We start from the raw sequence: 25,706 nt of genomic DNA on the forward strand, positions 1-25,706 counted from the left end.
AAATCAGCACTCTTTTTCATCGAGTGCTAACAATTCTATGAATTTTATTAAGAAATAATAAACTTCCTTACGTTCATAGTTTGTTCATGTTTATTTTAAAATTCTTTCATCTCTTTAACATTGTTTCTCCACAACTCTTACATATAATAAAATCATCAACAACAGAAGTTCAGTAATACATTTTGAATAAACTTTTTCATAATACGTGCCGGGTGCCGCTTAGCGGTTACCCGGCATCCTCCCTTTTATGAACCTTTATATATTATTCTTCGTCTGCCTGTTCCTCTTTCGCACTGTCTTTTTTGCGTCTACACAATACCACACCAGTCATTATTAATAGTATTGTTATTATACTTCCAATCACAATCCATTTCAACATGGCAAAATGACGGTTTTCTTTTTCTCCTTGCCGATTTTTCTGCTCCTTTTCTGTCTTTCCAGATAATATTTTTTGAATTGGCGCTGCCGCCTTTTCCAATATCGTCTTCTCTGGAACGATTTCAAATGATATATTTTCTTCTGCTTCATTCCCTGCCAGATCCGCTGCTGTCACGCTTACTTCATATTCGCCTGGATTTGTAATCTGAAATGTATACTTCCCGTCTTCTTTTTTTAATGTCTGCCTTTTTCCATTAATCAACACTTCTTCTATCCAATCTTCTTTTTTTCTGGAATCTACTTGAAAGTTCAGGAGCCCTTCATACTGTACCCCTTCCTCTACCTGATAAAACTGAATCTTCGGAGGTGTGTGATCTATTACGAATTCCGCTCTTGCCACCGCTTCATTTCCTGCGGCATCTATGGCATTTACCTGTAGTGTATGACGCCCCTCCGTATCAATCTCTGTCCCAATCGGATATAACCTTCCGTCCATCTGGATCTGATGGACAAATGTCGTAAAGTCCTTGATAAATACATCCACCGGATAATCCCATGAAAACTTTTTCAGATACTTCCCCTGCAGTTCGTCCACCATCTTTATCACTGGATTCTTAGTATCAATCATAAATTGCAGGAAATGTTCTGACTTCTGTTTTGCCTTATCCACAGCCTGTACACTGGTTTTATAGATTCCATCTTCCTGAAATGTCTTTACAAGACTTGCGGATCCGTTCTTTAAACTCCACTTTTCTTCCGAATCTATGACCTCCGTTTTTTTCTCTCCTTCCGGTTTTTCATAATCAATCACTGCCCGACAGCTTTCTAATTTATTTTCATCAGTTGCCTGGTATTCTATCGTCACGGGCTGACTGGTAATCAGATAATCGGCTGCCCCTGTTAAGCTTACTGTCGGTGCCAGACTGTCAATGAATAACTTCTGCGTTTTCTCCGTTTTATTACCTGCCTGATCTGTGACAGTCACTGTTACCGGCACACCTTCTCCACTTTTTGAAGTCTGTGTGATCAAAAACTCTGACTGATTCTCCTTTGATTTTCCAATAATTTTATTTCCAACATAACATGTAACCGTATCAACCTGGCTTCCCCATGCACCATCTTCTGATACCACACGAATCCACGCTTCCTTCTGATACCAGGTAGAAAATCCTTCCGGCGCCTCCAAGGTCACTGTCGGACTTTGTGTATCTATCCGTATTTCTATTGTCTCATCATATTCCGGAATCACATTGCCTTCTTCATCTTCCATAAAGACATGTAAAATATTTTTTCCTTCCTCAAATACTTCCCCCTCAAGAGAAATCTTGGTTTTCTGCTCTTCTGCTTCTTGTGATACTATGTATTTTATTCTCCCCTGTAGCAAAGTATCTTCCCCATGTTTTAATTCGTACACAGTTGTTCCATAGGCGCCATTATGTGTGATCATAACGGACGGCTTTGATAGATAATATCCATTTTTTCCATCAGCCTTGGAGATTTCCAGCTCATATCTCTTAATCTCGGGCTGCTCCGGTTCCTTGTCTTTGTCTTCATCTTCCCCTCCTGGCTTCTCTTGTTCTTTATCCCCTTCTTCCCCTCCTGGCTTCTCTTGTTCCTTATCCCCTTCTTCCCCTCCTGGCTTCTCTTGTTCCTTGTCTTCTCCATTAGTTCCATCTAAATTTTCCGATTCTGTTGTCTTTTTCATGTTTTTTTCTGCCTCATTCTGCGCATAAATAACTGCCTGCTGTGTATAAATCATTGCCAGGACTAACATCAATAACGCTCCGGTTCTTATCTTCCTACCCATACATTTTCTCCTTCCATGACTATTCCGTATTCCTGTGCCAATTTTTGAAATTCTGTTTCTTCCTTAATTTCCGGGATTTGATTCAAATACTCTTTTACTGTCTGTGCACAGATTTCTCTGGAAATATCTGAATCTGAACACTGCATACGCATATAAAGAATTCTAAGCTGCTTTGAATCTTTTAATTCTTCCGCTCCTTTCCTGCATATTTCAAGTGCCTGATCTTTTAAGCCTTTTTCTCCCTGTATTTTCACAAGCTTCTGATAAATATCTTCTTTCTTCGACTCCTCTTCCCACTCAAGCATATCTGTATACATTTCCAAAGCCATATCCCAGTCCCTTGCCGTTTCAGCCGCAGAAGCCATATAAGAAGTACATTCTTTTACCAGTCTCTCCTCTGGCTTCTCATCCAGAATTTTCTTACCAATTCTTAAGATTGCTTTTGCATGTTCTTCCGATTCCTCCACTGCATAGCCCCGAATCAGACAGCGCTCATAATCCAGCCTTGAATCGTCCGGCATCCACTCCTCGATTTTCCTGAATATGTTCTCTATTTTCTTTTCATTTGCATATTCCTTTTTCTCATTGCTGCTCTCTTTATCCTCTATCCCAGCCACATACCGCACTAATGCAGCCAGATTTTCCGACATCTGATCTTCCCTGGCATCTTCAAATGCCTGAATACTTTTTTCGTAATCTTCCAACTCCAGAAAATACAACAATCCCATGGATCTCTGCGCTTCTACGAATGCTTCGCGCTCTGAAACCTCTGACATATTTAAACCGTCTGAACTTTCCATCTTAAGTTCTGTGTTCTTCTCATCTCCTTTTTTCTGAATAACCCGGACACTTACTGCGGCTACGAATACACAAATACTTATCATTGCCATAACCGTTCTTTTTTTCGTCCATATTCGTCTATCTTTTCTTTTCTTCTCTGTTACATTTGGAATTTCTTTTTGAATTTCGGACATCTGCTTAAATGCCCGTTTTGAATGCCCATCCAGGCATCTGGATATTATTTTTTGAAACTTTACCGTCTCCCGTCTGGTTAGTTCCGGGATCGGATCTGTTACTGACAACAGGTACTGAATTGTCCTGCCTAGTCCGTATATATCTAATTCAATGCTGGCAGCCTGATAATAATTGACTTCAGGTGGAAGAAAGTTCTCCCTCACACTTCTTCGATTCATCTGAACCAGCATTTTTTCATTGGATTCCACACTCATATCAAGAAAATGTAGTGTCATATCCTCCGTGACGATCACGCTGTACGGATTCACATACTGGTAACAAGGGTTTCCCCGGCACTTATGTATGCACTCCAGTTGATCTGCAAGATCACGGATCCATAAAAATAATTGTTTTTTTGTAAGGTTCGGGTGATATTTCAACCACTGAATAAGTGACTTTCCTTCTACATAATCAGAGCTGATATAACATTTTTGATTATGTTCAATCAGGCGAAGCACCTCGTAACCTTCCCTTTCGCCCATCCGCATTCCTCCTATCTGTATTACTTTTTTGGAATTATCGGTGTGATTTCATATTGTGACAAATTCTGATTCTCTTCGACCTGGCAGAAGTTTTCTCAGATAAATTAGAGTGATTATTATCATACGCGAAAAAAGAGAAAAATGCAAGAAACATTTTGTTGCATTTTCCTCTTTTTATTCATAATTTTTCTTTTTTAAGCAGCCTGCTTAGTCTGTTGCGCCGCCTCAGCTTGAACCGGCTCCTGCTGTACAGGCATAACAGTGTTTATCCATCCGGATTTTCCGGGCTGTGTAAGGTTTCCCTATCCAATCAGCTATAGTCTCCTTCGAAAAGATTGGAAGCCCTGCTGCCAGGTTAAAATCACAGTCATACAGCTTTCCATCATAATCTACCGAAATCTGAAAACGACACATCAAAGCTTCCACCGTTGCCGGGTTGAAAGCATCATACAACTTCTTCATATACCCTGAAAGATTCCCGGATCTTCGGAGAAATGCTCCAAATCGTCCCATTGGATTGTTGTAAAGTGTATACAGGGCATTGAACACAATTCCAAAATCTGCTTCCAAATGCTCTTTATACTCTAGTTCCATAGCAGTCTGATCCGGTGGGAAAAAGGCTCCCGCCGGATTGTACACCATGTTCAGCACCATCTCAGGATTCTTTCCATAACCAAGTGTATTTAATTTCTGTAATACCTGTATTGCCCCGTCAAATGTACCGGTTCCCCGTACTCGATCCATCTGATCTGCCCTATAATAAGGCAGGGAACATATAATTTCTACTTTCTGTCTGGCATAAAATTCAATCAAATGTTCATATTCCGGATTCAACAGAACTGTCAGATTGGTTCGCACGATCACATGACTACAGACTTTACATGCCTCTGTAACAAGCCATTCAAAATCCGGATTCATCTCCGGCGCTCCCCCTGTAATATCAATGGTCTGCACTTGTTGTTCTCTTGCAAATTGAATACAATCCGCCATCACTTCCCGGGACATCACTTCCGTCCGGTTCGGTCCTGCACACACATGACAATGCTTGCACGCCAGATTACAGACACGGCCAATATTCATCTGAAGCACTTCCAACCTGTCTGCTGTATTCATCATCTCTGGATCAATCTGTGTCTGAAACACAGGTATCTGATCCAGATCATGAAAATCATTAATTATCTCATCCATAAAAACCTCTTCATATCTCTGCTAGAATATCTCTTTTAGTATAGTGATACTATCTTTTACGACTTCCGGACAGAAATCAAATAACAATCCTTCATCCAGAATCTTCTGCATCTCTTCCGGCTTGGAAATATCATGCTTTAACAGCCCTTTACAATTACAGACAGCATATTTTTCCTGGAATCTCTGTAAAAATTCTGCACGTTTTGCATTCATAATATCCTTCTGCCCCATATGCTCCACTTCGCAGTGTCCATATTTTAATCCAAGAACGATCATTGCTCCGACAACAGCACCACAAGTCTCACCAAGACCCATACCGCCTCCAAATGCTGCCGACATCTTGTAAGCTTCCTCTGTTGTAATTCCAAGCTCCTCTGCAAATGCTCCAACTACAACTTGTGAGCAATCAATTCCTTTCATAAATAACTCTGCAATTTCCTTTTTCTCCATAATCTTTCTCCTTTCGTGTCATTTTCAAGAATATTTACGGCTCCAGATAAGCCCGTATATTTTTTAAGAAGTCCATATCCAGATATGCATTCAACTTTTTGAATGTGGATTCATTGAAAATCAACTTATCCGGCTGCTGGTATTGAACCCATGCCATAGCACACCATGTAATCCCGCGCAGACATGTGATTGGGATAAATGCATGAGTATGTTCCCGGATCATATCTGTCTTAAACCGATTTCCTACCGCTTTGATGTATGCATCAATAAACTTCTCCATCTCTTCTGAAGTAAGAATGACATCTGTCTTCCAGAATGTAGTCGTAGGTGCCAGGAAATGTCCCAGATCCTGGGCGGGATTACCAAATAGCGGCTTCTCCCAGTCAATCAGGTAATTGGACTTTCCTTCCCCGTTGATCAGGAGATTCGTAGAATTTAGTTCTGTATTAATGCAGCATTGATAACCACTTTCAAGCTGGATTTCTGCTTTCCGTTTCCAGCCAAGATCCAAAAGTTCACGGATATATGTTTTTTTCTCTCCATCTCCTAATGGTGATTCCAGATAAACCTTGAACATCTCCTCGCACTCCTCCAGAATCGCTTTCAATGGATTCTGTGGGTGTATAAGGATTTCTTCACTCTCTGGAATCGGGACACTGTGAATGTCTGCCAGACATGGGGCTGCCAGCATCAATTCTGTATGATAATCCATTGCATGACCCGGAAGGTATTCCATGACCAGAACGCCATGCTCCAATATTTTTTTGCTGCCATCTACATAAAGCACTTTTGGCGTCCTGCCAGAGCCTTCCATTAACCTTAACGCATGTGCTTCATATTCAATCTGATGCTCCAGATGCATCTGGCTTCCACAATTCACACGAAGTAGTAATTTCTTTCCTGTCACAGGGTGTGTAAATGCATAATTAATATTATACTCTCCCTGTGCCAGCAATTCGTAATTTTCCGTTTTCTCTTTTGGCAATCCCAGCGCTTCTCTGTACTCTTTATTTTTCACATATTCTTCCAGACCTCTGATCCGCTCCATAGATTTTTCCCTCTACCTTGATATTTTTATTTCTTGAAATCCACTGCTATATTTTATCTTACGTCTCGGTACATCTTTGATATTCGGTCAATTGGTACCCCGTCCCGATACATCTTGCGAAGCCGATTCATTTTCCACATAACCTTAAGTTTCGGGATCGTCTTCTTGGGAAATCTGCGGTCAGATGTATAAATCCTGTGCTTTGCGATTCCAAGTTTTACGCCCATTTCCTTAAGAGTCAGTGAAAACTGATAATCCTCCATGATCGGAAGGTTCGGGAACATTCCCGCCTCAAAGAACAACTCCCTGTCTATGAAGATTCCCTGATCTCCAAACATGACCTTGCGGTCTTTGATCCGGTGATTGGAAATGACACGGCACGTCCACATAAAGAAATGCTTTGAATGAAATGCAATTCCAAAACACCCTGCCAGATGGTCTTTCATCACATAACGAATCTCCGCCAGCGGATGCTTCGGAAGCTCGCTGTCACTGTGCAGGAAAAACAAAATATCCCCGGAACTTTCTTTTGCTCCCAGATTCATTTGATTTGCCCGGCCTTTTTCTGAATGAAGTACACGGAACCTGGGATCAATCATTGACAATGTCCGGTCTTTGCTTCCGCCATCTACAAAGAGAATTTCACATTTGTCCAGAAGAGGAATCAACTGTTTTTGCAGTGATTTTATCGTGGATTCTTCATTATAAATCGGAACAATAACAGAAATCTTCTGTTTTTTCAGAAGATAACGTCCAGTCTCACTTTTCTGCAATTCCAGAGTTTTACGCATCCGGTTTCGAAATTTACTAATATCTTCTTTCTCATCTATATCATGAAGCGTTCTTGCAAAACCAACTGTATAACCAGCCTCAAAAGCTGCTTTTGCTGTATTTTCCAAAACACTTGCATGGCTGTAAGTCTGTTTTTCAAACACCTCTCTCACTGGCTTCTTCATACCTACAAGATAATATCCACCGTCCTGCGTTGGTCCCAGAACAATGTCATGCACATCTAACAGACGAAATGCATAATCTAAATCTGCCTGCTTAATTTCCGGCACATCCGTTCCAATCAACACACAGGATCCATAATCTTTGGCAAGAACCCTCTGGATTGCCATGTACATTCTCTCTCCCAAAGATTCCCCCATCTGCGGAAAATAAATCTTGTCATCCCCAAATATATTCTTTAATGCAGCTCCTTTATCATCCGGAGTGTAACAGATATAAAGATCCGCCTGTGTTTTTTGACATTGCCCGGCAATATCTTTCAAAAAGCAAGTGTGCAGCCCGGCACATTCCTGCGGCGAAAAATATGGCATCAGCCTTGTCTTGGTCTGCCCCGCCACCGGAACTCTTGTAAATACAATGATTGCTCTTCTCATCTTTTATCCCCATTCTTTTGTTGAATTGTCATCTGGTGCGGAGTCATTCTTAGAACAGTTACAAATTATGTAAATTTCGTCTTCGCACGGTTAATCATGGATTTCTTCACATCCGGCTTTTCATAAGTCTTTAAAATCTCTGTCAGGAGATGTCCCACGTTCTGACAGCCTCCACGAGTCAGATTGCCAGAGCAGGAAGCACAATAACTATATACTTTTTTCTCTCCTGCAAGTGCAGATGCCATGTGCTTTGCAATTTCCGGTTCTTTCACCGGTGCACAGCCTCCAAGACCACAGCACTGTACTCCTTTTACCGATTCCAGACTTCCCTTCACGAATCGCTCTGCTGATGCAAGAATCTCTCTTTTCTCACGATCCGGACAAGGCAAAAATACTTTGCCGGACTCCAGATTCTTCTCACCGATCCCTAGTTCTTCAAGTTTTGCATAAATGTCTGTCACTTTAACCTTCAAATAGGGTTTCAAAAAGGTATAACAGTTCGGACAAAGCATGATAACCTCTTCCACGCCTCTTTTTTCAAACCCATCATTAATACGCTGTATAATTCTCTTTTCATCAGCTTCCAGTCCAAGCTCCGCAATCGGCTTTCCACAACAGTCATAGGCAACTCCGATTCCATGTTCTTTCAGAAGCTTCACAAGCTTCTTCATTGTCTTTGGATAAAAAGAAGGAAAATTACACCCTGGGAAAAGGATGCATTTCCCAGCTGCATTACGATAATTTTTATAGATATAATCTTTCTTTTCTTTTAAGAGCATTCCATACCCTTTTTCACGAAATGTCCCTTCTGCCTCCCGGACATTTTCCCGGCGAAGCTTTAGAATATAATCCCGCCCGTCAATCCCAATCGGGCAGACTTCTGTACATTTTCCACACAAAAAGCAATGATAAGATAATTCCTTCAGCTTTTCAGTGTCCCCAATATCAATGCCATATTTTTTCAGAAACTCACAATGCTTCTGACAGACATGGCAGTGTATACACTCCGACACATCATTTTTACTCTTCACTTTGTTCCTCCTGCACATAATGCTTCTTCAAAAATGCACCAAACCCCATAACAACTACTGCCAGTACAAGTGCAATCCCTATATAAAGGATCCGGTTCTCTTTGTCTGCAAGTCCGGCTGTTCCAACCGTATACATAGCCGTTCCTGGCAGCATAAAAATCAGAGAACATATAGAATATGTGGAGAATTTAATATCTGTTACCCCGTAGGCAAAATTCTGAAGATTATATGGGAACAGCGGAACCAGTCTTGTAATCATAAGAATAAAAATCTCGTTACTTCCCGTCTCATCAAACAGCCATTTTTTCAGATACTTATTTTTCATTGCCATCGGTTTGATACTGTCCTGAAGGAAAAATCGTCCCACAACAAATGCGACCATTGCTCCAAGCGTTGTCGCAACTGAGCAACAGATCGTTCCAAGTACCGGTCCAAATACCAGCCCTGCAATAATTGCAAATGTCACTCCCGGGAGTGCCAGAACGACACAACTTACAATCGTAAGCACTGTGTAGATCAACATCGCCAGAAGAAGATTATCCTGTACCATATTTTCCAAAAATTTCAAATTCTCTGTATTTCCCAGGTAGGCAGACCACCCGAAAATGTGATTGAGTACCAGAATCAGAACAATAATTCCGATAAATATCCACATTTTTTTATTTTTCATTCTTCGTTATCCCCACTGCAATACCATTTCTCACAATCACCGTAATATACTTTACTATACCATAAACCGCATTTTTCTGAAACTGCATATTGTGATATTTGTTTTGCAGCTTTTCCCGTAGGAAGCTCTCCTACTGTTGTATGCTGACAGAACCTTGAAATTATAAGAGCCGGGAGTTCCCCCTCCCGGCTCTTATGAACTGATTTTCTACAAATTTACTCTGTCACGAATGCAGCAGATACGTCTCCGTCTTTTGCACCATTCTCAATGATGTAAAGGTTATCTAAATCAAAGCCAGCGTCTTTCAGGATAGAGATTCCTGTCTTAGCACACTTGTTTCCGCTGTAGCAAAGAAGATATACTTTCTTGGAAGAATCCATCTTCTCTGTTGCCAGTTTGTACATAGCTGTCTGAGCATCTGCACTTTCAATCTCTTTTAATCCGCACTGGAAAGATCCTTTTAAGTGTCCTGCTTTGTATGTATCATCATCACGAACATCCAGAATCTGAACATCTTTGTCATCTACTGCTGCAACTGCATCTTTTCCAGATACATACTGCCAGTCGATGTTCTCTTCTGTACGGTCTGTTGTAAGAGCTCCGCTTACGTCAGCAAGTGCTTTTGCTCCACCCTCTACTGTGTAGATAGATGTTGACTCGATTCCTGCATCTCTTAATACACCTGTTGCTTTTTCAGCTCCACGCTTACCACTGTTACAGATGATGTAGATATCCTTTCCATCGTTCAGGTTCTTTTTCGCGTAATCTGTCATAGCGGCAACTAAGGAATCATCCTCCAATGGGAAGATTGGGCACCACTCAGAATTCTTAACTCTTCCAGTCACATAGTTATCCCACTCTCTTACATCGAGTACGTGAACTCCGTCAGCTTTCGCTGTATCCTCAGCAGATACATACTGATACTCATCGTCTGCCAACTCTTTTTTCTCCTCTGTTTTTGTATCTGTAGACTCTGTCTTTGTCTCAGATTTTGTGTCAGAACTGGAGTTTGATCCGCATCCTACAACCATAGATCCTGTCATTGCTGCTACTAATAATAATGTTACGACTCTCTTTTTCATGTTTTTAATCTCCTAAAATGTTTTATTTTAATTTTTAGAACTCTAATTTCTTTACGATGTTTTTCATCTGTACACCGTGAACCAGACTTGCACCGCCACGGATTGCTGCTGCCACATGGACAGCCTCTGTCATCTGCTCTTCTGTCACTCCCTTATTCAGACAGTCATTGGTATAAGCATCAATACAGTATGGGCACTGTACCGTGTGTGCTACAGCAAGTGCGATGAGAGATTTCTCTCTTGCTGTCAGTGCACCTTCTTCAAACACTGCATTATAGTAGCTGAAGAACTTCTCTGCTAACTCCGGTGCTTTTTCCCCAATGGTTCCAAACTTCGCCAGATCTTCCGGATTGTAGTAAGTATCCATTTCATATCCTCCCTTTTTCTTTTTTGGACTGCCGGTCCATATATATTTTTCTCAGCATAAAGATCAGTGCTGAGAGGGCAAACAAAATCATAAGCGCGGTCACGAATAACTTTGCACCGCCGGTCAGCATGCCGCCAACGTAAGAGTACACAATTGTTGCCGGAAGCTGTCCGATTCCTGTTGCAATAAAGAATGACATAAATGACATAGATGTCAGTCCTGCCGCATAACTTACAATATCGAACGAAATAAATGGAAGCAGACGGCAGATCAGGATTGTATTCTTTCCATATCGTTCAAAAAATGTATCAATCTGAGCCAGTCCGCTCTTGCTTGTAAGTTTCTCTGCCACATCACGTCCCAGAATTCTTGCAATGTAGAAACATGCAGCTGCTCCTGCCATAGCACTTGTCCAGGAAAGGATTGCTCCCTGCCACCATCCAAACAGATTCGCATTTGCGAATGTGAGCAAAAATGCCGGAAGCGGTGCTGCTATGGACTGAAAGATCATCAGTAAAAATGAGATTACAGCCGCATATGCTCCATAAGATGCCACAAAATCACGTACAACCGTAAAGTCTCCGCTTGCAAACATGGCAAATACCTTGTTCATCATTTTATTGACACCTGGGACTAAAAAATACACAGCGACTGCTGCAATCACTGCGATTAATAATACAACTTTCCCCAGCCAGTTCTTTTCCTCTTTCATATCTTTAAAATTCCCCTCTGAAATATGTAATGTCTGTTCATTTTATCAACAGCTTTCTACCACGTCAAATTTATAATCTTTAACAACTCTATGTTATAAATCAGTTACGTTAATAGTACCTTTTTGTACTATTCTCGTCCAATTGTTTTTATTAATATTTTCTATTAATTATTTGTTCTATCTATATATTCCTATAATAGAAAAAGTATGTTTTATTATTTTTTCATATAAAGTTCTGATAAAAATACAGAAACCTCTATCACGCTTTCTTTTTATTGCATGATAGAGGTTTCCAATTACATACTATTCACTTCACATTTTGTTACAAAATAAAGATTATTACTGTACCAATTCCGGATTGGACACACTGACTTTATGGTCATACCATTTACCCTTTGTTCCAATCAATGCCAGATCAAATTCATCGTTCAGTGTCGGTACCGGTACGTCAAAGGAATATACTTCCTTTGGCGCGGAACCATCAGAATAAGTAATCTCTGTTGTCTCTGACGGATCAATCAGATCTGCCCCGTCTTTCTGTGCATCTTCTGCTGAGCCTAAGAATAACTGTACGATATTTTTAGAATTCAATGTAATATGTACTGTCATCTTACCATCTTTAACAGTCAGCGTTGCTTTTCCGTCATTATAGTCCGGATTCTCGTGGAACATACCGCTGTCTGTATTAAAATCTACCTTATAAGTTCCATCTTCCAGCTCAGGCTCCTTCGCATCTTTGCTGTCAGTCTTTGCTTCTGACGCATCATCTTTGGAAGCTTCTGTTTTTGTGTCATCTTTCTTATCCGTATTACTTCCGCATCCGGCAAGCATTGTCATTGCCATACTGGCGGAAAGTAATAAAACTAATAATTTCTTTTTTAACATGTCCATTCTCTCTTTTCTAATTATTTTTCTTTATAATTGTACTCTGAAAATCTGACCTGTCAACTATTTAGCTTCAATTGCAGCTTTTGTATGTGCTACATAAATCTGCTGAATTGCATCAATCTCTCCAAGGCCTGCAATCTGTGATTCTACACTGTCAAATGCTTTTGACGCTTCAAACTGGCTCTTCCAGGAATCATCATCGTCTCCTGCCATATCATTGTTCGCATGATCTCCTGCAACAACCATCAGTGGACGAAGGATTACTTTCTTATATCCGGCCTCTTTGATTTTCTCAATGACTGCCTGACACTCTGTATCTTCCGGCTCACCTTCTACAGTTCCGATAAATACATTCTTATATCCAAGCTGCTCCATCTGTGTCTGCATCTGATCATAACTTACATTTGCAACGTGTGAAGTTCCATGTCCCATGAATACAAATGCGGTTCCATCTTCGGCTGCTGCATCAATGCTGTCATAGTGTGCTGTCTTAACTGCTTCGTCTGTGATTGCTTTTGCAACTGCTTCTTTGTCTGCATTGATAACTGTTGTATCTGCTCCAACTTCGCCGAGAAGCGGCTCAGCAATCTTTACAGATTCAAATTTATCTTTATATTTTTCCACTGTCTCTGATAACTCATCATACTCTGCACCATGCATCAGATGTGTTGGCTGAACAACAAGGTTTTTAACTCCATTGTCTACTGCACGCTCTAGTGCCTGCTCCATGTTGTCGATCTTCTCATCATCACGGGCCTGTACATGATTGATGATGATCTGAGCTGTAAATGCTCTTCTTACTGACCAGTCTGGATTAGCAGCCTGAAGTGCTTTCTCAATTCCACCGATGTCTTTTGCGCGGCTGTCATTGAATGATGTACCAAAACTTACAACGAGAAGTTCATTTTCACCAATCTCGTCCTGATTTAACGGATCATCTTTCGAAGCGTCACCTGTATCTCTTCCGAAGTAATCAGGATCTGCGTTTTCACCTTCTACTAATTCTTTTTGGGCATCTGTTAATGCGTCCCATGCTTCCTTAGCTTCTTTGCACTGTTTATCTGTCTTGTCAGTTCTCTCCTGAACATAGATATCATCAATCAGTTTTGCCACCTTATCTGCTGCCACCTGATCGCTGTCCTCCTTCGTATCCTCTGTCTTTGCATCACTCTTTGCGTCAGAACTTCCTGAATTTCCTCCACATCCTGCAAGCAGAGACATACTCATAGCTGCAGTAAGTAATACGACTACCAATTTTTTCTTCATCTTTCCATCCTCCATTTTTTTCTAAGATACAAAATAATTTTTCCGGAGGTTTCTTATTATATAGAAATTCATATAATAAAAAATCCCTGCCATTAAAAAATGAACAGAGAGTACGCAAAACAAACTATTGACGAAATGATCTTCCTTCCGTCAAATAGCCTTTCTATGTATTTCGTACTGCCAGTTCCTCGTGGCCTGAACAAATATGTTCCTGTACTGTGAAAGGCAGGTATCCCGGCTTATTGCTCAGGCGCTCTAAAATCAGCCTTCCCGGTCTCCCAGTGGCATGTAGGATTCAAAGCTCGCAAAATACGGTGACGAGTTCGTACAGGATTCACACCTGTTTCCCTTTTCACCAGCCAGATAAATAACTTTTTATAATATCTTTCTCTGACTGACACCTCACACATTTTTTATTCTTTTGTATCTTTAGCTATTACTTTTACAATCTAACACATCTGATAATTACTGTCAATACATCAGCCTGTCAGACTGTATTCCATATTGGTTTCTCACTTCCATTACGGTCGGGATAAAATCCGGTCGATTTCTCTGGAAGCCTCACTCTTTGTCAGTGTATGTATGTCCATTTCCATAGAAATATTCTTCTGTTGCATAAGCCTTGTGAGAAATGCGATCTGTTTTGCGGTTATCGGTTCTTTTTTCTTCACTTTATATGCCAAGGGCTGTGGTTTAAAAACCTTCGGTTCCTTTTCCTCATAAAAATGCGCCATAGACTGATATAGTTTTGCGGTTGCCAGAGCATCATGATATGCCCGGTGCGCCGCCGCATTTTCGATATGATAGTATTCGCAGAGTGCGCCAAGCTTTCTGGATGGAAGGTCTGCGTGAACAACTTTGGCAATCTTAAGTGTATCAATTCCCATATGATCATAGGTGTAACCAAGTTCTTTTGCTTTTGTCTTCACAAAGCTGAAGTCGAACTGCACATTATGTCCGATCAGCGTATCCTGTTCGCAGAATTCAAGGAACTCCGGCAATACTTCGCCGCAGTTCCCTGCTCCTTCTACCATATCATTTGTAATTCCGGTCAGTTGCGTAATCATCGGAGGTATCCCGGCCTCCGGTTCGATAAAACGAATAAAACGATCAACAACTTTTCCTTCCCGTACTTTCAATGCACCAATCTCAATAATCTCATTGTGCTCCGGGCTAAGTCCAGTCGTCTCTATATCAAATGCAACATATGATTTTAACATCTTACTTGTCCGTCTCTTTCTCGTCCATTGCTCTTACTTTGTCATTTGCATACAATACGCCGCGCATACAGCCATTGCCTTTCACATCTGGATACCCCTCCTCATTATAACAGACTGTGATCACACAGCCATTGCGACAACCAGTACAAGTAAATTTCAAATCTGACATTTTCTCTTCCTCCCTCGCGCCTTTGCGGACTGATGCATGATTCATTTTTTCGCTACCCACGGATTTTTGTGCTATGCACTTCTTCAATCCTTAATATTATTAGTATAACATTTTGTTCATTTCTTAACAATGTACATATCTACCCATTTTGTCCATATTTACAAATTATTTTTCGTATTTTTATCTAAAATAGACAATGATTTTTCTTATTTTTAATATTATACTGTACTTTAGATAAAAAGGTTAATTATTTTAAAAGGAGAGGTAATCATGAACGAAGTATTAAATAACATTTATACTCGAAGATCTATTCGTAAATTCAAAGAGCAGGACGTTCCAAAGGATCTCGTAGATGAGATTGTCAAAGCAGGAACTTACGCTCCAAGCGGCAAGAACTTACAGACATACCGATTCTATGTAATGCAGAATGCAGATTCTATCAAGAGCCTTCAGGATGTTGTAGCAAAGGGAATGGAGAACCCTGCTTACACATTATACGGAGCAAAGGCAATTGTACTTGTTGCATGTGAGAAAGAAGCTGTCAACGGAGTCAGCGACTGCTCATGCGCAATCGAGAACATGCTTCTTGCAGCACACTCACTTGGACTTGGTGCATGCTGGATCAACCAGTTAAAATACTGTGGAGACAAAGCAGAAGTTGCAGATTACCTGGAAGGTCTTGGAATTGACAAAGACATGCAGGTTGTCGGAATGGTAGGAATGGGATATCCTGATGAAGAGCGCGAGGCTGCTAAAAGGCAGGACGATCTTGTTACATATTTGAATTAGTTTTTAGTTTCTTTGCATATAGAAATGGAGAGGGGTTTTGTTCCACTCTCCATTTTCTTATTCTCACACCAATGATATATTTTCATTTTCTAAAATTCATGAATGTCTCGACAATCTATAATTCCATAGATATATTCTGCTTTTCTATTCCATGCTTTTCGACATAACCGGTCAGGAATAATGTCAGTGCTCCGTCTCCTGTTACATTGCAGGCTGTTCCGAAGCTATCCTGAAGTGCGAAGATTGCAAGCATCAATGCTGTACCGTCATCGCCAAATCCAAGAACTCCTGTAATGAGTCCCAATGATGCCATTACCGTTCCTCCCGGAACTCCAGGGGCTCCAATGGCGAAAATCGCAAGCAGGACGCAGAACAGTACCAATGTCTGAATATCTGGTAATGTACCATATAATACCTTGGACACGATCATACAGAAAAACACTTCCGTCAATACGGATCCGCACAGATGGATATTTGCAAACAGCGGCACACCAAAATCCACCATATCTTCTCTTAAAACCTTAGATTTTCTCGCACACCGAAGCGCAACTGCAAGTGTTGCGGCAGAAGACATCGTTCCAACTGCTGTAATATAAGCCGGTCCATAATGCTTTACGACTTCAATTGGATTCTTTCCAGAATAGACTCCTGCTACAACATACAGCACTGTCAGCCAGATATAATGTCCGATCATAACGATTACGACCGCACTGACAAATACCGGAAGCTGCTTTGTAATAGTTCCATCATATGATAAACAAGTGAATGTAAATGCAATAAACACTGGAAGAATTGGAATAATAATCTTTGACACAATTGCAAGTACAATATTTTGGAACTCATCTAAAATAGTAATGATCGTCTTTGCTTTTGTCCAGATTGCCGCAAGTCCGATTAAAATGGAAAATGCAAGAGCACTCATGACATTCATAATCTGCGGAATAGTCAGACCAAAAACATCTTCCGGCAATTCTTTTAAGCCTTCAATCTCTGACACAACCGGAAGATTCGGAATAATTGCATATCCAGCTCCCATAGAAAGAAGTGCTGCCAGTACGGACGACGTATATGCAACCATAAGTGCAACTCCAAGCATACGTGACGCATTATTTCCAAGCTTTGTAATAGACGGTGCAATAAATCCGATGACAATTAACGGTACTACAAAGTTAATGACCTGTCCCAGAATATTCTTTAATGGGACAACAACACTCATTACATTTTCCGGGAAAATCTGTCCAAAGATAATTCCAATAACAATACCAATCAATAATTTCACCGGAAGACTGCTAAATATTTTTTTCATACCCTACCTCACTCATTCTTCATGCTTAATAAATTTCTTCTATGTATAAATCATTCTCCTTTTTATCCCAATAAAGAAATTTATTAGTTGAAAATATTATGTTTATTATACAGTTATCAAATATGTTTTGTCTACTTTTATCTTAGAAAAAGGCAATTTCTTATCATAGAAAAAAAGGCATATCCTTTCGGATATGCCTTAAATTCAACGTGCGCGAGAAGATTCGAACTCCCGACCTTCTGGTCCGTAGCCAGACGCTCTATCCAGCTGAGCTACGCGCACATTACTGTGTTCCGTTTCTCTTGTGTCCCTCACAGCAAAATCTATTATATCGTAGGTCCCCCTGGTTGTCAACAAGTTTTTTCAACTTTTTCAAACTTTTTTCACTGGAATTTTTCCACTCTTTTTTCTCTCCAGCACATTTGCCACCATCGTGATTGCAAATGCACATCCCATTGCAGCAATCATAGCCACTGCAAATGCCGGGCCTTTTCCTTCATTTGCCATAAACGGAGCAAGCACTGCCGGCACATAAGCGGTTCCTTTTACATTGAACAGTCCTACGATTGCTCCACCTACAGTTGCACTTGCCAGCGCTCCGGCAAAGACAATCTTGTTTGAGAACATGAATGGATAAGATGCTTCCACAAATGTTCCAAAACAAATATTGATAATGCAGCCTGGAAGTGCTACAGCCGCCTCGCCTTTCTGCTTCGGCAGAATAATGTTAGCAAGTGTGATTCCTGCTGATACCATGACAAGTCCTGTCATATCAATAGCTCCAAGGAAACTAAATCCCATTTCTTCCATTTCCAATAGGACAATCGGAAGAATTGCCGCATGGTAAACACCTCCAATAATTGCCGGCCAGATCAAAAGTCCTGCTACCGCCCCTGCAAGGAGGGCATTGTAATCAATACACATGTTGATCAGAGAACAGATCCCATTTCCAATCCATAATGCTACAGGTGCAATAAGGAATTTTCCCACCAATCCAGCTGCCAGTCCACCAAGACCTCCCGAAGCAATATTAACTGTCGTACCCGGCACATTGTGACGGAAACAGAACACACTGATATAGTAAGCAAGCACACCTGCCAGGATTCCGATGATCAGTCCTCCCAGTATTCCTCCATCCACTGCCAGAATGCCGGCTACAATACCTGCAACAACTCCCACCTCATCAAGACCGGAAACCTGCTTAGCTGCAATTGCACAAATAACGATTGGAATTGAATTTACAAGTGTATCAAATACATCTGACAGACTTCCATATCCTGGAATCTTGCTACACGCCAGGCAAAGTGCCATGGCAATAAATGCCGGAAGGCTTGTCATCATAATTCCGCGGAAATTAATGCGCTTCCATATATTTCCTTCTGCTTTTGATGCTGCATTTTCTCCTGTATTACCAATGACTGGCATATATTTAATTTTCCAGTATTTTGCAAGTGCTGTCGTAAATGCAACGGCTCTTGTACGATTCGTTGTTCCTGTTGTTCCAGATGCTGACAGAACATTACATCCCATGTTCTGCGTGAGCGCGACACCACTTCCGCCCGTTCCGGCCATCGGAATCTTCGTTCTTGCGCAGGCCTCCATTGCCTGTCTGTTAGCCCCGTCCGGACTGGCACTGACAAACATTACACCTTCAATTTCACCGTCATCAATCTTCTTCGCAAGTTTTGCGTCCACCTTTTCCGCTTCTACATTAACCTCTGTTAAAGTCCCCTGAAATACTGCCTGTACTTCTGTTCCATTCCATGTATATAAAGTTGCCGGACTGTCCGGTCCCACATTATCCAGACTGCCAGATGCCAGTACATACTGTACAAATGTGATCTCCATGTCTGCAGCCGTTGTCTGTCCGCATATTTCTTTCATCATTGCCGGCAGATTGTTCCCACCTTGCTTATATAGATTTCCACCACTGCTTCCTATAAATGCAATCTTTTTTCCCATTCCTTTATGTCCTTTCAGATTAAATCATATCATCATGCTACCTTGCTAACATGGTAGCGTGCTAAAGCAATGAAATAAGCTTACCATTTTCGAATGTATTTGTAAAGAGGAAAATATTATGCTACTATAAATATCTGGATTATTAAAACTATTATTTTAACGCAACATGAAAAAGGAAGAAACACTATGACTAAAAAGATTGCTGTAATAAATGATTTATCCGGATTTGGCCGTTGCTCACTGACAGCCGCAATTTCCGTCATCTCAGCCATGGGAATTCAAGCCTGTCCGCTTCCAACCGCAATTTTAACCGCGCAGACCGGATATCCGCACTATTACCTCGATGACTATACAGATAAAATGGATATTTACCGCCAGGAATGGCAGAAAATGGGACAGCATTTCGACGGTATCTACACCGGATTCGTCGCAAGCGAAGCACAAATTGATCAGATATTCCATTTCATAGATACATTTTATACATCAGATACATTTCTTCTCGTGGATCCGGTCATGGGAGATGATGGTATAAAGTACGATATGTTTACACCGAAGTTACTGGAAAAAATGAATGCGCTGGTCGGGGAAGCGGATATTATCACTCCTAATCTGACAGAGCTCTGCCTTCTGACTGATGCAGATTACGATGCAATCATAGATATTGCAGATACTCGTATTCTCATCGATGTGATTGGTGAATTAGCCTCCACACTTCTGCCACCGGATTCTGATAATTCAAATACATTGGATAGCAGGCAGACTTCCAAAAAAGAAAAAGAGATTATTGTAACCGGCATTCATTGTAAGAATGAACATGGGCAGAAAATGATGGGAAATCTGTACGTTTCCAAAGACACTCGAAAATTATTTGCATTTCCACATGTCGGAGGCAGTTATTCCGGAACCGGAGACCTCTTCGCTTCCTGCATTGCAGCCGGAAAGTGTCGTGGCGATGGTATTCCAGAACTGATCCAGTTATCCGGAACATTTTTAGAACAGGCAATCAAAGATTCCGCCGAAGAAAATGTACCTTATCCAGACGGAACAAACTATGAAAAATATTTGTATATGTTGATAAAAAAATAGAGTCCTGACACTCTGAAAAAATTAGGCAAGTGTCGCCGTTAATCAAAGATGGATATGCATACTTTTATTTTCTCAAATGTATAAAAAATTTTGCAAATTGTTTTTCTCTATGTTATAATGGCGTCATGCAGCGATGGTCGAGTTGGCTGATGGCATCTGCCTCGAAAGCAGAAGAACCGCAAGGTTCCGGGGGTTCAAATCCCTCTCGCTGCGTTTTTAGCAGAAAGTATTATATTAGCTTTCTGCTTTTTATCCGTAAAAATCCTTCCGGCAAAACAACCGGAAGGCTCCTCTTTTTTGAATACGTTTTAAATCTTTCTGAAACTTACTGGTCGGCTTTAGTGTGTATTTCATGAAAGTAAATGCTCCATCATTTTATCCACATCTGTATAAGACTTCCCAAGAGATGGATTCTTCTTCATTTCTTCTACTTCTCTTAATGCTGAAAGCGTTTCACTGTTCGGCGTTTCTTTTGTAATTTCAAATGGTATTCCTTGTTCTCTGATTGCCTGTTTTACAAATATTGTAAATGCTGTTGTTAAATTCATTCCTAAATCATTAAATAACTCTTCTGCCTGCTTTTTTAAAGCATCGTCCATTCTAATTGATACATTTGCCATAAGTTTCACCCAACTTTCTATAATAGTATAATTTTTATTTTCAATATTATTATATGGTATATTGCAACGCATTGTCGATACACCGTATTATATCTCCTTATTTTGAAAGATATGCAAAAGAATTAAGCTATTTCTATATTTTCATCAGATTTTCTTAAGAAATTTTAGAAACATTTCCATTTTCTGACACAAGGCATTCACAATTCTCCATTATAATGAACTTATCAATTGAAGAAGACGGTAGTCGTACTTGCAGAAAAGCCAGACATGGCAAATGTACACTATGCCCTCCAAAATGTCGGCTTACTGCTCACAATCAGGTATGATTACCGGACTTCGCCTAACAACAATTAAAATTTACATAGATAAAATGTTCAAACCCTTTCAAAAAAGAACCAGCACTTTCAAAAGTGTTGGTTCTTTTTTATTCCTGTTTCTTACTGCTCTCTGAATGTAATCTCTCCTGTGGAGGCATCCATGCCATCCACAATTGCCAGTGACTCCAGACGGTATCCAAGATTACGGATCACCGTTCCGCCAGTCTGGAAGCCTTTCTCGATTGCGATTCCGATTCCTTCTACTGTTCCACCTGCAGACTTTACAATCTGGATCAGTCCCTGAAGTGCACAGCCATTTGCAAGGAAATCGTCAATGATCAGTACGTGATCGTCCTCACTTAAGAATTTCTTTGCAACGATTACCTGATTCTTGCATTTGTGGGTAAATGACTCGACTTCTGCCGTATACATCTCGCCTTCAATATTAATGCTTTTTGTTTTTTTAGCAAATACGACCGGAACTCCGAAATGCTGTGCTACAACACAGGCGATTCCGATTCCAGATGCCTCAATTGTAAGAATCTTATTGATTGGTCTGTCCGCAAATCTTTTTTTGAATTCAGCACCCATCTGATCAAATAATTCTATATCCATCTGATGATTCAGGAAACTGTCCACCTTTAAAACATTTCCCTCTTTTACGATTCCATCTTTTACAATTCTTTCCTCTAAAAAGTTCATCACAGATTACTCCTTTGTTCCATTTCAGTTCATTTGGAAATTATTATACTCCTTTTCTTCATGAAATGCATCAAAAATTTGTTTCTGTCGCTTATTTTATGAGTTTCAAAAATATTTTAGAATTTTATTCTACTTTCAATGCATTCGGGTAAATTTTCTCTGTCTTGTTGCTGCTGATACAGTCTCCAATAGCCAGCCCAAAAAACTGGTACAAAAAAAGAGCCAGATTAATTCATATCCTGAGTACATATACTTCTCCTTTTCTTTCGTTTTCGTATTTGTATGAAAATCCCCACTTCTACAAGTAGTAACTTCACATACGTCAAATCTGAACTTAAAAGAAATATTAGCATATTTCACTTTGGAAATCTATGTTCTGGCTCTCTCTTATTGTATATTCAGGGGTTTACATATATTTTTTCACGATTTCATGCATTTGGCCCCACTTTTTCTCCATATCGCTGACCAGCTTGAACTGTGTTCTGCACCGATCCAGATTATGTTCCTCTCGATGGATCTTGAAGTATGTATCTCCCTGCAGATAATCTGTCAGGAAACGCATACCACATTCAAATGTCATGACCTTTGCTCCCATCGGCAAAAGTTCCATCTCCCGTTTTGTCAGCTTGCCATTACAGCCTTCAATGAATCCTTTTGTAAACAGATCAAAAAGCTCCATACTGCATTCAACCTTAGACAGATCTTTTTCATCTTCTGCACCTGTACTTGCCCCGAAACGAATGGCGTCACCGAAATCATTCACAGCAAGTCCCGGCATAACAGTATCCAGATCTATCACGCAGATTGCCTTGCCTGTCTTATTGTCAATCATAATATTGTTAAGCTTTGTATCATTGTGTGTAACACGAAGCGGAATCTCTCCCTTTGCCTGAAGGTTTGAAAAACAGCATGCTACATCTTCATGGTCCAACACAAACTGAATTTCTTTCTTAACACCAGCCGCACGGCTCTTAATATTTGTTTCTACCGCTCTTTTAAAAACCTCAAATCTTGCCTTCGTGTCGTGAAATCCTTCAATTGTCTCAAACAATGTATCGGCCGGATAGTCTGCCAAAAGATTCTGGAAATTTCCAAATGCCATTGCTGCCTGATAGAACTGATCCGGATTCTCTACCTGATCATAACTGCTCGCATCTGTAATAAAAATATAGGATCTCCAGTAATCTCCAAACGAATCCTGATAATATGGTTTTCCATCCAATGCCGGAATTACATTCAACGTTTCTCTGTCTGGATCTCCTCCTTTTTTTATAATTTTTTCGCGAAGATAGGAAGTCACTCCAAGAATATTCTCCATAAGCTCTACAGGGTTCTTGAATACATTTTTATTCATTTTTTGAAGAATGACCTTCAAAATCCCCATGCGTTTTACTTCAAATGTCAGCAAATATGTATCATTAATGTGTCCATTTCCAAATGGTACATCCTGGATCAGTCTTCCTTCATATTGAAAATGTGCAATTGCTTCTGCTTTCTGCGTTCTGACTACCTGTGTCATAATACTTCCTCCCGGTTTTATTCAAAAATCCTTCTACTTATTATTGACATCTTTTATCACTTGATTATTGTAGTATAAATTTGTACAAAAATCTTTATCATATTTCACTCATAATTTATATTATCTGCTTCTATTTCTTGCAATTTTTAATATATACGTTATAATTATTTATAACATTTGTACAAAAAATACAATTGCGCAAAGGAGACTTTAACATGGCATACAATGGATTTTTACCGGAGAATGTAATCAACATCGGTAAAATATACAGTATTCATTATTTTGAATACATGAGCGATTTTTCATTCGAAGGGGAAAGCCACGATTTTTGGGAATTTATCTGTGTAGATAAAGGAGAAGTTGAAGTGACCGGCGGTGATAAGAAGTTTATTCTTCACAAAGGTGAAATTGCTTTTCATGAACCTAATGAATTTCATAATGTTACAGCTACTGGAACGATCGCACCGAATCTGATTGTTATCTCTTTTCAATGTGATGATAATGCTATATATTATTTTCGCAAAAAAATTTTGAAGATGGATGACGTAGAACGCAATCTTCTGGCAAGCATTATTTTTGAAGCCAGACATACCTTCCAATGCCGGCTGGATGATCCATATCTTCAGAATATGCCGCTTAAACAGCCACCTGACATCTTCGGCTCACAGCAAATGATCCGTCTGCTAATAGAACAGTTTTTAATCCACCTTGCAAGACGTTACTCAGCCTCTTACACCAGCGTTGTCCGTCCAAAAGTCACTATGCCTGCAGCCAAATCAACAAAATCCAAAAATGACATTGAAGTCTACAGTCTGGTCACCGAATACATGAAAGAACATATTCGTTCTCATGTCACTATTGAACAAATCTGCAAGGACAACCTGGTCGGCAGATCACGACTGCAGAAGATATTCAAAAATCAATGTGGACTTGGCATCATCGACTATTTTTCGAAGCTGAAGATCAACTCTGCAAAAGAACTGATCCGCTCCAGACATATGAATTTTACACAGATTTCCGATTACCTTGGATATACCTCCATTCATTACTTCTCAAGACAATTCAAAAAAGAAACTGGAATGACACCGTCTGAATATGCATCTTCAATCAAGGCAATGTCAGAAGGGAAGTTTGAGGAAAATTAGTGGAAAATAAAATATATATTGCTCAAAAAGCTGCCTCAGATTCTGACTATTTCCTGTGTCTGAGGCACCTTCTTGAGCTTAACATATTATTTTCCCACTACTTTTTCTATAAGCGTAATAAATAAAGGAATCTGTGTGCGAATCATCCGGTAATTTTTAATATCTGGATTCGAAAACAGATTCCTTGCTTTATATAATATTCTTTTTATGTCTCTAACCTTTAATTCCTCCGGTAATTCCTCCGATCAATTTCTCTGACAGGAACAGATACAGGACAAATGTCGGTGCAAATACAATAATTACTGCTGCGAACATTCCAGCCCAGTTTCCGGTGTACTGCATGGACTGCAACATTCCATAAAGTCCTACGGCTACCGGACGTAATGCATCGTTGTTTGCAAAAATCAGTGACAGGAAATACTCATTCCAGATATTAATGAAATTGAATATTGTCACTGTTACCAGTCCGGACTGAGCCATCGGGAACATAATCTTCCAGAAAGCTTTTGCCGGAGGACATCCATCAAGAGCTGCTGCCTCTTCATATGTACTGGAAATATTTGCAAAGAAAGTAAGTAAGAAAATCGTTGTATATGGAATATTAATTCCTACATACAAGAAGATCAAAGTTACCTTACTTGCTGCAACATTATTCAGAATTCCAAGATTTGCTACAACTCCAAACAATGGAAGAACGATCATCGTGATTGGAATACCCATCGCAGACACTAAACTTGTCTGGATAATTTTATTCCCGATAAATGTATATCTCGCAAGGACATATGCTGCCGGCGCACAGATCAGGATCAGCAATACACAAGATACTACTGCATAAAGGAGGGAGTTTGTAAAGAATGTTGCAACTCCGCCACTTCCCCATGCCTGCACATAATTTTCAAAGTGTAGTCCCGACGGGAATTTCAATGCTTTTCCTGCAAAGATATCTGTTGTAGTAGAAAGACTGGCTGCTATGATCCATCCAAGTAACATGAATGTAAATGCCACCCATAAAATTACTATAATATATCCAGGAGCGAGCGCCATTTCATGTTTCCAGTCAATTTTCTTTTTCACTTTTATTTTTTTCTCTTTTTCCATCTTGC

General features: G+C 40.1%; 24 protein-coding genes, 2 tRNA genes and 1 riboswitch. Of the genes, 4 read left to right on the top strand and 22 right to left on the bottom strand.

Features of this window, described 5'->3' with window-relative positions:
* Positions 1-262 precede the first annotated feature (262 nt).
* From C7E02_RS13575 to C7E02_RS19230, 15 genes are all read right to left on the bottom strand, one after another.
* Entirely contained in the window at positions 263-2,185 is a 1,923-nt protein-coding gene (locus C7E02_RS13575; RefSeq protein WP_105309864.1) for an Ig-like domain repeat protein, read from the bottom strand.
* Positions 2,170-3,681: a protein kinase domain-containing protein gene (locus tag C7E02_RS13580; RefSeq protein ID WP_158683051.1), complete on the bottom strand. Its 1,512-nt coding sequence runs from the start codon at positions 3,679-3,681 to the stop codon at positions 2,170-2,172. Before C7E02_RS13580 ends, C7E02_RS13575 begins: the two co-directional genes overlap by 16 nt.
* Positions 3,682-3,906: 225 nt before the next feature.
* Positions 3,907-4,869, bottom strand: a complete 963-nt coding sequence (arsS, locus tag C7E02_RS13585) for an arsenosugar biosynthesis radical SAM (seleno)protein ArsS (RefSeq protein ID WP_022279386.1) — start codon at positions 4,867-4,869, stop codon at positions 3,907-3,909.
* Between the two features lie 21 nt (positions 4,870-4,890).
* Positions 4,891-5,319, bottom strand: a complete 429-nt coding sequence (locus tag C7E02_RS13590; protein ID WP_022279387.1) for a C-GCAxxG-C-C family protein — start codon at positions 5,317-5,319, stop codon at positions 4,891-4,893.
* Between the two features lie 34 nt (positions 5,320-5,353).
* Complete coding sequence (locus C7E02_RS13595) at positions 5,354-6,367, bottom strand: phosphotransferase family protein (protein ID WP_105309866.1); 1,014 nt, start codon at positions 6,365-6,367, stop codon at positions 5,354-5,356.
* 53 nt (positions 6,368-6,420) lie between these two features.
* The gene (locus tag C7E02_RS13600) at positions 6,421-7,752 is read right to left on the bottom strand and encodes a TIGR04283 family arsenosugar biosynthesis glycosyltransferase (protein WP_105309867.1); all 1,332 of its coding nucleotides are present in this window, start codon (positions 7,750-7,752) and stop codon (positions 6,421-6,423) included.
* 65 nt (positions 7,753-7,817) lie between these two features.
* Entirely contained in the window at positions 7,818-8,801 is a 984-nt protein-coding gene (locus tag C7E02_RS13605; RefSeq protein WP_203226971.1) for a (Fe-S)-binding protein, read from the bottom strand.
* Positions 8,773-9,453: a TVP38/TMEM64 family protein gene (locus tag C7E02_RS13610; RefSeq protein WP_105309869.1), complete on the bottom strand. Its 681-nt coding sequence runs from the start codon at positions 9,451-9,453 to the stop codon at positions 8,773-8,775. Before C7E02_RS13610 ends, C7E02_RS13605 begins: the two co-directional genes overlap by 29 nt.
* A gap of 215 nt (positions 9,454-9,668) precedes the next feature.
* Positions 9,669-10,535, bottom strand: a complete 867-nt coding sequence (locus C7E02_RS13615) for a rhodanese-like domain-containing protein (RefSeq protein WP_105309870.1) — start codon at positions 10,533-10,535, stop codon at positions 9,669-9,671.
* A 34-nt stretch (positions 10,536-10,569) separates the two neighbouring features.
* On the bottom strand, positions 10,570-10,902 hold the full coding sequence (locus C7E02_RS13620; RefSeq protein ID WP_005334581.1) for an arsenosugar biosynthesis-associated peroxidase-like protein: 333 nt from the start codon (positions 10,900-10,902) through the stop codon (positions 10,570-10,572).
* A gap of 1 nt (position 10,903) precedes the next feature.
* A complete protein-coding gene (locus C7E02_RS13625) occupies positions 10,904-11,614 on the bottom strand; it encodes a TVP38/TMEM64 family protein (RefSeq protein ID WP_105309871.1) in 711 nt (236 codons plus the stop codon).
* Positions 11,615-11,953: 339 nt separating this feature from the next.
* Complete coding sequence (locus C7E02_RS13630; protein WP_173789736.1) at positions 11,954-12,499, bottom strand: hypothetical protein; 546 nt, start codon at positions 12,497-12,499, stop codon at positions 11,954-11,956.
* Between the two features lie 63 nt (positions 12,500-12,562).
* Positions 12,563-13,768 (bottom strand): sirohydrochlorin cobaltochelatase, encoded by a 1,206-nt coding sequence (locus C7E02_RS13635; RefSeq protein WP_105309873.1) that lies wholly within the window; start codon positions 13,766-13,768, stop codon positions 12,563-12,565.
* A gap of 207 nt (positions 13,769-13,975) precedes the next feature.
* A riboswitch (cobalamin riboswitch) is annotated at positions 13,976-14,188 on the bottom strand.
* 101 nt (positions 14,189-14,289) lie between these two features.
* Entirely contained in the window at positions 14,290-14,988 is a 699-nt protein-coding gene (locus tag C7E02_RS13640; RefSeq protein ID WP_005336890.1) for a 3'-5' exonuclease, read from the bottom strand.
* A 1-nt stretch (position 14,989) separates the two neighbouring features.
* On the bottom strand, positions 14,990-15,157 hold the full coding sequence (locus C7E02_RS19230; protein WP_005336888.1) for a hypothetical protein: 168 nt from the start codon (positions 15,155-15,157) through the stop codon (positions 14,990-14,992).
* A gap of 270 nt (positions 15,158-15,427) precedes the next feature.
* On the opposite strand from C7E02_RS19230, the gene C7E02_RS13645 reads away from it, so the two are divergent.
* Entirely contained in the window at positions 15,428-15,946 is a 519-nt protein-coding gene (locus C7E02_RS13645) for a nitroreductase family protein (RefSeq protein WP_005334605.1), read from the top strand.
* A gap of 115 nt (positions 15,947-16,061) precedes the next feature.
* Here C7E02_RS13645 and C7E02_RS13650 read toward each other — a convergent pair whose 3' ends face one another.
* The 3 genes from C7E02_RS13650 to C7E02_RS13660 form a co-directional block, all read right to left on the bottom strand.
* Entirely contained in the window at positions 16,062-17,252 is a 1,191-nt protein-coding gene (locus tag C7E02_RS13650) for a dicarboxylate/amino acid:cation symporter (RefSeq protein ID WP_105309874.1), read from the bottom strand.
* A gap of 208 nt (positions 17,253-17,460) precedes the next feature.
* Positions 17,461-17,534 (bottom strand) — tRNA-Arg (locus C7E02_RS13655).
* A 90-nt stretch (positions 17,535-17,624) separates the two neighbouring features.
* Positions 17,625-19,214 carry a PTS sugar transporter gene (locus C7E02_RS13660; protein ID WP_105309875.1) on the bottom strand — a complete coding sequence of 530 codons (1,590 nt, stop codon included), beginning with the start codon at positions 19,212-19,214 and terminating at the stop codon, positions 17,625-17,627.
* A gap of 186 nt (positions 19,215-19,400) precedes the next feature.
* On the opposite strand from C7E02_RS13660, the gene C7E02_RS13665 reads away from it, so the two are divergent.
* On the top strand, positions 19,401-20,300 hold the full coding sequence (locus C7E02_RS13665; protein ID WP_022279404.1) for a bifunctional hydroxymethylpyrimidine kinase/phosphomethylpyrimidine kinase: 900 nt from the start codon (positions 19,401-19,403) through the stop codon (positions 20,298-20,300).
* Positions 20,301-20,427: 127 nt separating this feature from the next.
* Positions 20,428-20,513: transfer RNA gene (locus tag C7E02_RS13670), tRNA-Ser, on the top strand.
* 137 nt (positions 20,514-20,650) lie between these two features.
* Here C7E02_RS13670 and C7E02_RS13680 read toward each other — a convergent pair.
* From C7E02_RS13680 to C7E02_RS13690, 3 genes are all read right to left on the bottom strand, one after another.
* The gene (locus C7E02_RS13680) at positions 20,651-20,920 is read right to left on the bottom strand and encodes a type II toxin-antitoxin system RelB/DinJ family antitoxin (RefSeq protein ID WP_005336875.1); all 270 of its coding nucleotides are present in this window, start codon (positions 20,918-20,920) and stop codon (positions 20,651-20,653) included.
* Between the two features lie 437 nt (positions 20,921-21,357).
* Positions 21,358-21,939 (bottom strand): xanthine phosphoribosyltransferase, encoded by a 582-nt coding sequence (locus tag C7E02_RS13685; protein ID WP_022279406.1) that lies wholly within the window; start codon positions 21,937-21,939, stop codon positions 21,358-21,360.
* Positions 21,940-22,345: 406 nt separating this feature from the next.
* On the bottom strand, positions 22,346-23,458 hold the full coding sequence (locus tag C7E02_RS13690; protein ID WP_105309876.1) for a phosphotransferase enzyme family protein: 1,113 nt from the start codon (positions 23,456-23,458) through the stop codon (positions 22,346-22,348).
* A 215-nt stretch (positions 23,459-23,673) separates the two neighbouring features.
* Here C7E02_RS13690 and C7E02_RS13695 point away from each other — a divergent pair, with 215 nt between their 5' ends.
* Positions 23,674-24,603 (top strand): AraC family transcriptional regulator, encoded by a 930-nt coding sequence (locus C7E02_RS13695; protein WP_005336870.1) that lies wholly within the window; start codon positions 23,674-23,676, stop codon positions 24,601-24,603.
* A gap of 213 nt (positions 24,604-24,816) precedes the next feature.
* Here C7E02_RS13695 and C7E02_RS13700 read toward each other — a convergent pair whose 3' ends face one another.
* On the bottom strand, positions 24,817-25,701 hold the full coding sequence (locus C7E02_RS13700) for a carbohydrate ABC transporter permease (RefSeq protein ID WP_005336868.1): 885 nt from the start codon (positions 25,699-25,701) through the stop codon (positions 24,817-24,819).
* Positions 25,702-25,706: the final 5 nt, after the last annotated feature.

It is taken from the genome of Dorea sp. Marseille-P4042 (assembly GCF_900290215.1).
GTDB classification, from domain to species: Bacteria; Bacillota; Clostridia; order Lachnospirales; family Lachnospiraceae; genus Dorea; species Dorea formicigenerans.

Coding starts and splice junctions, on each gene's coding strand:
- C7E02_RS13680 (WP_005336875.1), bottom strand. CDS start 20,920: ATGGCAAATGTATCAATTAGAATGGACGATGCTTTAAAAAAGCAGGCA.
- C7E02_RS13605 (WP_203226971.1), bottom strand. CDS start 8,801: ATGTGCAGGAGGAACAAAGTGAAGAGTAAAAATGATGTGTCGGAGTGT.
- C7E02_RS13615 (WP_105309870.1), bottom strand. CDS start 10,535: ATGAAAAAGAGAGTCGTAACATTATTATTAGTAGCAGCAATGACAGGA.
- C7E02_RS13645 (WP_005334605.1), top strand. CDS start 15,428: ATGAACGAAGTATTAAATAACATTTATACTCGAAGATCTATTCGTAAA.
- C7E02_RS13580 (WP_158683051.1), bottom strand. CDS start 3,681: ATGGGCGAAAGGGAAGGTTACGAGGTGCTTCGCCTGATTGAACATAAT.
- C7E02_RS13590 (WP_022279387.1), bottom strand. CDS start 5,319: ATGGAGAAAAAGGAAATTGCAGAGTTATTTATGAAAGGAATTGATTGC.
- C7E02_RS13600 (WP_105309867.1), bottom strand. CDS start 7,752: ATGAGAAGAGCAATCATTGTATTTACAAGAGTTCCGGTGGCGGGGCAG.
- C7E02_RS13650 (WP_105309874.1), bottom strand. CDS start 17,252: ATGAAAAAAATATTTAGCAGTCTTCCGGTGAAATTATTGATTGGTATT.
- C7E02_RS13620 (WP_005334581.1), bottom strand. CDS start 10,902: ATGGATACTTACTACAATCCGGAAGATCTGGCGAAGTTTGGAACCATT.
- C7E02_RS13625 (WP_105309871.1), bottom strand. CDS start 11,614: ATGAAAGAGGAAAAGAACTGGCTGGGGAAAGTTGTATTATTAATCGCA.
- C7E02_RS13665 (WP_022279404.1), top strand. CDS start 19,401: ATGACTAAAAAGATTGCTGTAATAAATGATTTATCCGGATTTGGCCGT.
- C7E02_RS13695 (WP_005336870.1), top strand. CDS start 23,674: ATGGCATACAATGGATTTTTACCGGAGAATGTAATCAACATCGGTAAA.
- C7E02_RS13635 (WP_105309873.1), bottom strand. CDS start 13,768: ATGAAGAAAAAATTGGTAGTCGTATTACTTACTGCAGCTATGAGTATG.
- C7E02_RS13595 (WP_105309866.1), bottom strand. CDS start 6,367: ATGGAGCGGATCAGAGGTCTGGAAGAATATGTGAAAAATAAAGAGTAC.
- C7E02_RS13690 (WP_105309876.1), bottom strand. CDS start 23,458: ATGACACAGGTAGTCAGAACGCAGAAAGCAGAAGCAATTGCACATTTT.
- C7E02_RS13630 (WP_173789736.1), bottom strand. CDS start 12,499: ATGTTAAAAAAGAAATTATTAGTTTTATTACTTTCCGCCAGTATGGCA.
- C7E02_RS13575 (WP_105309864.1), bottom strand. CDS start 2,185: ATGGGTAGGAAGATAAGAACCGGAGCGTTATTGATGTTAGTCCTGGCA.
- arsS (WP_022279386.1), bottom strand. CDS start 4,869: ATGGATGAGATAATTAATGATTTTCATGATCTGGATCAGATACCTGTG.
- C7E02_RS19230 (WP_005336888.1), bottom strand. CDS start 15,157: ATGTCAGATTTGAAATTTACTTGTACTGGTTGTCGCAATGGCTGTGTG.
- C7E02_RS13700 (WP_005336868.1), bottom strand. CDS start 25,701: ATGGAAAAAGAGAAAAAAATAAAAGTGAAAAAGAAAATTGACTGGAAA.
- C7E02_RS13640 (WP_005336890.1), bottom strand. CDS start 14,988: ATGTTAAAATCATATGTTGCATTTGATATAGAGACGACTGGACTTAGC.
- C7E02_RS13685 (WP_022279406.1), bottom strand. CDS start 21,939: ATGAACTTTTTAGAGGAAAGAATTGTAAAAGATGGAATCGTAAAAGAG.
- C7E02_RS13610 (WP_105309869.1), bottom strand. CDS start 9,453: ATGAAAAATAAAAAAATGTGGATATTTATCGGAATTATTGTTCTGATT.
- C7E02_RS13660 (WP_105309875.1), bottom strand. CDS start 19,214: ATGGGAAAAAAGATTGCATTTATAGGAAGCAGTGGTGGAAATCTATAT.